This window comes from Xenorhabdus sp. KK7.4, assembly GCF_963876465.1.
Classification (GTDB): Bacteria; Pseudomonadota; Gammaproteobacteria; order Enterobacterales; family Enterobacteriaceae; genus Xenorhabdus; species Xenorhabdus stockiae.
The window spans coordinates 1-5,263 of sequence record NZ_CAWNQF010000121.1 but is presented as its reverse complement, the minus strand read 5'-3'; the positions used below and the strand labels follow the sequence as shown (position 1 = coordinate 5,263).

Here is a 5,263-nt window from a genome sequence, read left to right as displayed (position 1 = left end):
CAACAGCACAGGTTGCCTGTCTGCAATCACTTTAGTCGCATAGAGCTGATACAGTTCGCTGATATTATTGACGTAACGCGTGATAAGCGTGTAATCCGGTCGGTGCCCCTGCGCCACCAACGCACGGGCGACAATATTGACGAACCGCCAGGCAAATTCCCTAAATGCGGCACTGTTCCCTTCCCCACTCAATTGCCCCGCCAGACGGGAAGCGACTTCGGAGACCCGACCAAACCGTCCGACCGCATTATAACGGGCTGAAATCTCCGGCCAGCCCAGATGAAAGAGGGACAGTTCACTGCCACGTCCGGCCCGGTGGGCTTCTGCCCAGATGCGCCTTAACAGGTCAGCGTCACCTTTGGGATCAAAGACAATCACCACTTCACCGCGCCGGATAACTGCCACTGTTCAGCCTGATTATTCAGGGATTGCTGCTGGCTTTCTGTCGTGAGTGTCTGCTGTGAAGCTAACGGTGTCGGTGTTACTGCCCAGACCGAACTGCTCAGCAGCCATACCAACACACCGAGCTAGTGTAATTTCATAAATTCCCGCCTCCCTGCTGTGATTGTTTAGCCGAGGCCGGAAGTTGATAACCCTGCCGTAAATGATGGCAAACCACACGCTGCACCTCATCCACCTCCAGTTGCCAGGCCGGACCTGCCATCAACTGCAATGCTGTGCGTAACCGAATCGGACCCAACTGCGCGTGTACGGATGGCAGCGGCTGGCGATATAAGATGTCATTCCTCTTGTCAGGTACACAGAGTGCGTAGCCGGATTGGCGTAATGCATAACGCATAGCATCAGCCACTGTGGGGTTCTGGGATGTGGGGAGCTGAATATCAATCAACTGAGAAAGTGGATCACGCTGCGCCGCTGTCGGGTCGGTACTGACCAGCACATAGCGCCCGTAGCGGACGACTTCGGGTGTTTGCTGATAAATATCCGGTGAAATCGACTGCACATTTTGTGTCAGCGTCACGGAAGAAAAGTTATTTTGGGAAGATTGAGGTAGCGGTTGTTTTACGGGAATCGTGCATCCCGTCAGTATGACCGCGATTAAGCCGATTAACACCGTTATTTTCATGCCAAATAGGTTCCTGCTCAGTCGTAAAATAATCCTGACTATGCAAGGAACCCGGTGATGTATTCAATGAACAACTCAACTGTGTTTGCTGAAAATTAATATGCCGAAAAAAACGTTATTGTGTGTCAATGTTAGGTTTTTTATCCGCGCGTTATTCAGCCGCTGCCTGATTTTCATCAACCGACTGACGGATTTTTCGTTCAATAAAATTGCCGTAGTCATCAAAATAACGGCTGGGCCAGATTTCAGCGGGTTCCATTCCCAAACGGGTCGCGATGATGAGTTCCCCCTTCGGCCACGAGCGGGATAAGGTATTAGCCAGAGTGGAAGAACTGAGTCCCGATTCGCGGGATAAAGCGGCGAGTGTCGTACCACGTTTGCGTAATGCACAAATAATTTCGGCTGGGTGCCAGTCTTGGTGAGTGTGAGTCATACCTGCTTCCCCTTCTGTTGATTATTGGTGGCGATTCAAGCAGGGTTAGCAATACCGGAGGTCAATCGATCCGGCGAGGCCGAAGCCTCCCCTGCCTGAACCGCCATTGAAAGGACGATAACAGGCACACTGGTAGAAATATCCTACCAGTGGATTGACCTTTCAGGGTTGCTAATCCCTGACTATCAGATTTTGCTGATAGCTTTTCCACTTTAACGAATTACGTTATCTAATTCAATAATCGAACGTGTAAGTTTAACAACTAAATGAAATTACAGGGTTATACCTTCTGCTCAGATTTAAAGAATAAAAAACCTGCCTATTTGCGCATTCTCTAAAATAAGAAACTCCGCGTGACAGGTGTACTTGACCAAGATGATATCCATCAGACCACCGTCAGAAAAGTGTATAATAAGGCACAATTGAGTCACATGATGCTGAAAATGCAAGATTATGAAACCAATAACGAATAATGACCACTTAAACAGAATTAAGATAACAGGCTACAAATCTATCGCAGAATGTGATTTACAAATGGGGAGCCTGAATGTCCTTATTGGCGCTAATGGTGCCGGAAAATCCAATTTCATCAGTTTCTTTCGCCTAGTACTACAGCCGTGATCCATATTGTGTCATGATGACTCTCTATCTTCCTAACACCAAGGGAGGTGTCCTATGGCCTCACCTGTCAATCTCTGGGAACAGGCGCTTCGGCTGGCTCATTCCCGTCTAATCCCACTATTTTGCTCTGCAAGTTCTCAGCAACGTTGTCTGGCGTATCTTCGTGGGTTACTCAGCGATGTTGAACGTAAAAACGGCTGGCAACTGGCTGAATGGCTGGGTGAACGCTCACCGGATGGCATTCAATATTTTCTGGAACGGGCCCATTGGGATGCTGAAGCCGCCCGCGATATCTTACGTGATTATGTCACCGCACATTTGGGGGATGAGCAAGGTATCCTCATTATCGATGAAACCGGTTTTATCAAAAAAGGGACGCATTCTGCCGGCGTGCAGCGTCAGTATAGTGGAACGGCGGGACGGATTGAAAATAGTCAGATAGGGGTTTTCCTGTGTTACGCCGGCAACGGTGGTCATGCCTTTATTGATAGGGCCTTATACCTGCCCGAACCGTGGACTGAGAACCGGCCCCGCTGTACGGCTGCGGGCATGCCTGACTCGGTCAGTTTTGCCACGAAACCCCAGCTCGCCCAGAACATGCTGGCGCGGGCATTCAAGGCCAATATCCCCTGTCGCTGGGTCACCGCTGATGCGGTCTATGGACAGGATCGTCGCTTGCGATGCTGGCTGGAATCTCAGCACCAACCGTTTGTCTTAGCGATCCCCAAAAATGAGCGCCTCTGGTGGCAAACACCACACTACACCCGAGCAGACACCATTGCAGCTAGTCTGACCGTTGACGACTGGGAAAAACAGTCAGCCGGGCTGGGAACAAAAGGCGAACGTTGGTATGACTGGGCACGGATCCCGCTCTGGCGCTTGCAAATGAGTGAAGAGGAACGGCGTTATGGCCATTATCTGCTGATCCGGCGTAACCGGGATGAGAAGCAGGAACGGGCCTACTATGTTGTCTATGCCCTTAAAGAGCAGGCCGATCTTAAGACGTTGATTCAGGTAGCTGGACATCGCTGGGAAATCGAAAGCGGTTTTGAGGAAACAAAAGGCGAGTGCGGTCTGGATCATTACGAAGTCCGGCAGTGGCACAGCTGGTATCGGCATATTACGTTGTCATTATTGGCGCATGCGGTTCTGGCAATTTTGCGGATACAGGAGAAAAAAAACGCCGGCGGGACTGATAGCCCTGAGTGTAGCGGAACTGCGTAAGCTGCTGTCAAAACTGATGGAAAAGGCAGGAGAAACGAGAGAACAGATTTTATTTTGGTCAGACTGGCGGCGACGACATCAGTATCGCGCCCAACAATGCCATTATCGCCGCCGAGAGGAATATCTGATCATGGAACAGTTACGACTGTAGTACTAGTCTCCGTATTACTCGATCAGCGCTTACAATCGCTTGTTGGCAAAATGGGGGGACCCGATACGTTATTACATTTTGGTCGTAAAAAAGCCGAGTGTATGAGTGCCGCGCTTTCTTTTGGTCACAATAGTTATAAATTTGAGCTGGAACCGACTAATGATAACCGCATGATGTTCCGCCATGAATCACTCTTTGGCGACAGCAAAAAAGAGTATGATATTGGTGCCGGACATTTTGAATCTCAGGTTAATCAGCATCACGCGAACCTTGAAAATAACACCTTGCCGACCACACTTCGTTGGCGGGTATATCATTTTCACGACACGAGTGACAGTGCCAAAGTCAAACAAACCCACCGGATTAATGATAATGATTATCTGCGGGAAGATGGGGCTAATTTAGCCGCGTTTTTGTATCACCTGCAAAAACATCATCAGCAGCATTACACCCGCATTATCAAAACCATTCAGATGGTTGCCCCTTTTTTTGGTGATTTCTACTTGCGGCCTACGCCGGATAATGCCGACTATATTCAGCTTGAATGGACAGAAAAAGAGCAGGATATTCCTTTTAAAGCCAGTGAATTATCGGATGGCACGCTGCGCTTTATTTTATTAACAACAGTGCTGCTACAACCTGAAGCGTACATGCCCGACTCCATAATTATTGATGAACCTGAGCTCGGACTCCATCCTTATGCAATCAACGTACTGGCTGGTCTGATTAAAAATGCCAGTAATCAACACCAACTGATTATTTCTACTCAGTCGGTTGAACTGGTTAACCAGTTTGATGCTGATGACCTGATTGTGGTCGACAAACAACAAGGTGCCTCTACTTTTAAGCGACTGGATAATGAAACCCTGTCCGAATGGCTTGAAGACTATAGCCTGGGTGAATTATGGAAGAAAAACTTACTCGGCGGGAGACCACAGCGATGATCCGTATTAATGTTTTTGTAGAAGGACAGACGGAAGAAACGTTCGTGCGGGACGTACTGGCACCTTATTTTTTTGCACAACAGATCTATCTGACCCCCATATTAGCTCAGACAAGTTCCCGCCAGAAAGGCGGTATCACGAGTTATGGCAAAGTAAAACACCAAATTACCCGCTTATGCCGACAAGATCCCGGCGCATTCGTCACCACACTTATCGACTACTACGGTTTGCCTTCCGATTTCCCTGACTATGACATCCAACGGGATAATGCGACCAACGAACGGGTCGTACAGCTGGAGCAGGCTTTTGCTAATGATATCGGGCAGACTAATTTTATTCCCAATCTGTTATTACATGAATTTGAAGCCTTACTGTTCTGCCAACCCGAAAAATTTGCTGACTGGCTTGATGACAATGCGCCGATTTCGGCACAAAATTCGCAATGTCCTTATCCCGGCTCACCACCAGTGCCAGTGTCGGTGTCTGTACCCGGCCAATTGATAACACCTCGCCAAAACCCAGAGCCTGCGTTTTCAGGGTATACAAACGGGTCAGATTGATACCCGTCAACCAGTCTGCTCTCGCCCGCCCCAGCCCGGCCTGATAGAGTGCTTCCGTCTGTTCTCCTGGTAAAATGGCCGCCAGAGCCTGCCGGATACTGGTGTCATCCAGTGCCGACAACCACAACCACCTTACCGCACCGGTGAAACGACAATATTCCAGCAACTCGCGAGCAATGACTTCCCCTTCACGGTCGGCATCGGTGGCAATAATGACCTCATCAACCTGTTTCAATAACTGCT

General features: G+C 49.0%; 5 protein-coding genes and 4 pseudogenes. 4 read left to right on the top strand and 5 right to left on the bottom strand.

Going from position 1 to position 5,263, the window contains the following annotated elements:
- The 4 genes and pseudogenes from AACS90_RS19735 to AACS90_RS19720 all read right to left on the bottom strand — a co-directional run.
- Positions 1–396 (bottom strand): annotated as a pseudogene (locus AACS90_RS19735) (type IV conjugative transfer system coupling protein TraD); the annotation flags it as partial.
- Positions 375–521 (bottom strand): hypothetical protein, encoded by a 147-nt coding sequence (locus AACS90_RS19730; protein WP_193757303.1) that lies wholly within the window; start codon positions 519–521, stop codon positions 375–377. The gene AACS90_RS19730 and the pseudogene AACS90_RS19735, both read right to left, overlap by 22 nt.
- 17 nt (positions 522–538) lie before the next feature.
- On the bottom strand, positions 539–1,087 hold the full coding sequence (gene pilL2, locus AACS90_RS19725) for a PFGI-1 class ICE element type IV pilus protein PilL2 (protein WP_099123588.1): 549 nt from the start codon (positions 1,085–1,087) through the stop codon (positions 539–541).
- Between the two features lie 151 nt (positions 1,088–1,238).
- Entirely contained in the window at positions 1,239–1,520 is a 282-nt protein-coding gene (locus AACS90_RS19720) for a helix-turn-helix domain-containing protein (protein ID WP_099123587.1), read from the bottom strand.
- A gap of 453 nt (positions 1,521–1,973) precedes the next feature.
- Here AACS90_RS19720 and AACS90_RS19715 point away from each other — a divergent pair.
- From AACS90_RS19715 to AACS90_RS19700, 4 genes and pseudogenes are all read left to right on the top strand, one after another.
- Positions 1,974–2,129 (top strand): annotated as a pseudogene (locus AACS90_RS19715) (AAA family ATPase); the annotation flags it as partial.
- A gap of 66 nt (positions 2,130–2,195) precedes the next feature.
- A complete protein-coding gene (locus tag AACS90_RS19710) occupies positions 2,196–3,365 on the top strand; it encodes an IS701 family transposase (protein WP_099123586.1) in 1,170 nt (389 codons plus the stop codon).
- A gap of 96 nt (positions 3,366–3,461) precedes the next feature.
- Positions 3,462–4,460: an AAA family ATPase gene (locus AACS90_RS19705; protein WP_099123585.1), complete on the top strand. Its 999-nt coding sequence runs from the start codon at positions 3,462–3,464 to the stop codon at positions 4,458–4,460.
- A pseudogene (locus tag AACS90_RS19700) lies at positions 4,457–4,891 on the top strand (DUF4276 family protein); the annotation flags it as partial. The gene AACS90_RS19705 and the pseudogene AACS90_RS19700, both read left to right, overlap by 4 nt.
- Here AACS90_RS19700 and AACS90_RS19695 read toward each other — a convergent pair.
- Positions 4,884–5,263 (bottom strand): annotated as a pseudogene (locus AACS90_RS19695) (DNA topoisomerase); the annotation flags it as partial. The pseudogenes AACS90_RS19700 and AACS90_RS19695 overlap by 8 nt on opposite strands.

Bases quoted from the DNA above. Each gene is read 5' to 3' on its own strand.
- AACS90_RS19720 (WP_099123587.1), bottom strand. From the start codon at position 1,520: ATGACTCACACTCACCAAGACTGGCACCCAGCCGAAATTATTTGTGCA.
- AACS90_RS19710 (WP_099123586.1), top strand. From the start codon at position 2,196: ATGGCCTCACCTGTCAATCTCTGGGAACAGGCGCTTCGGCTGGCTCAT.
- AACS90_RS19705 (WP_099123585.1), top strand. From the start codon at position 3,462: ATGCCATTATCGCCGCCGAGAGGAATATCTGATCATGGAACAGTTACG.
- pilL2 (WP_099123588.1), bottom strand. From the start codon at position 1,087: ATGAAAATAACGGTGTTAATCGGCTTAATCGCGGTCATACTGACGGGA.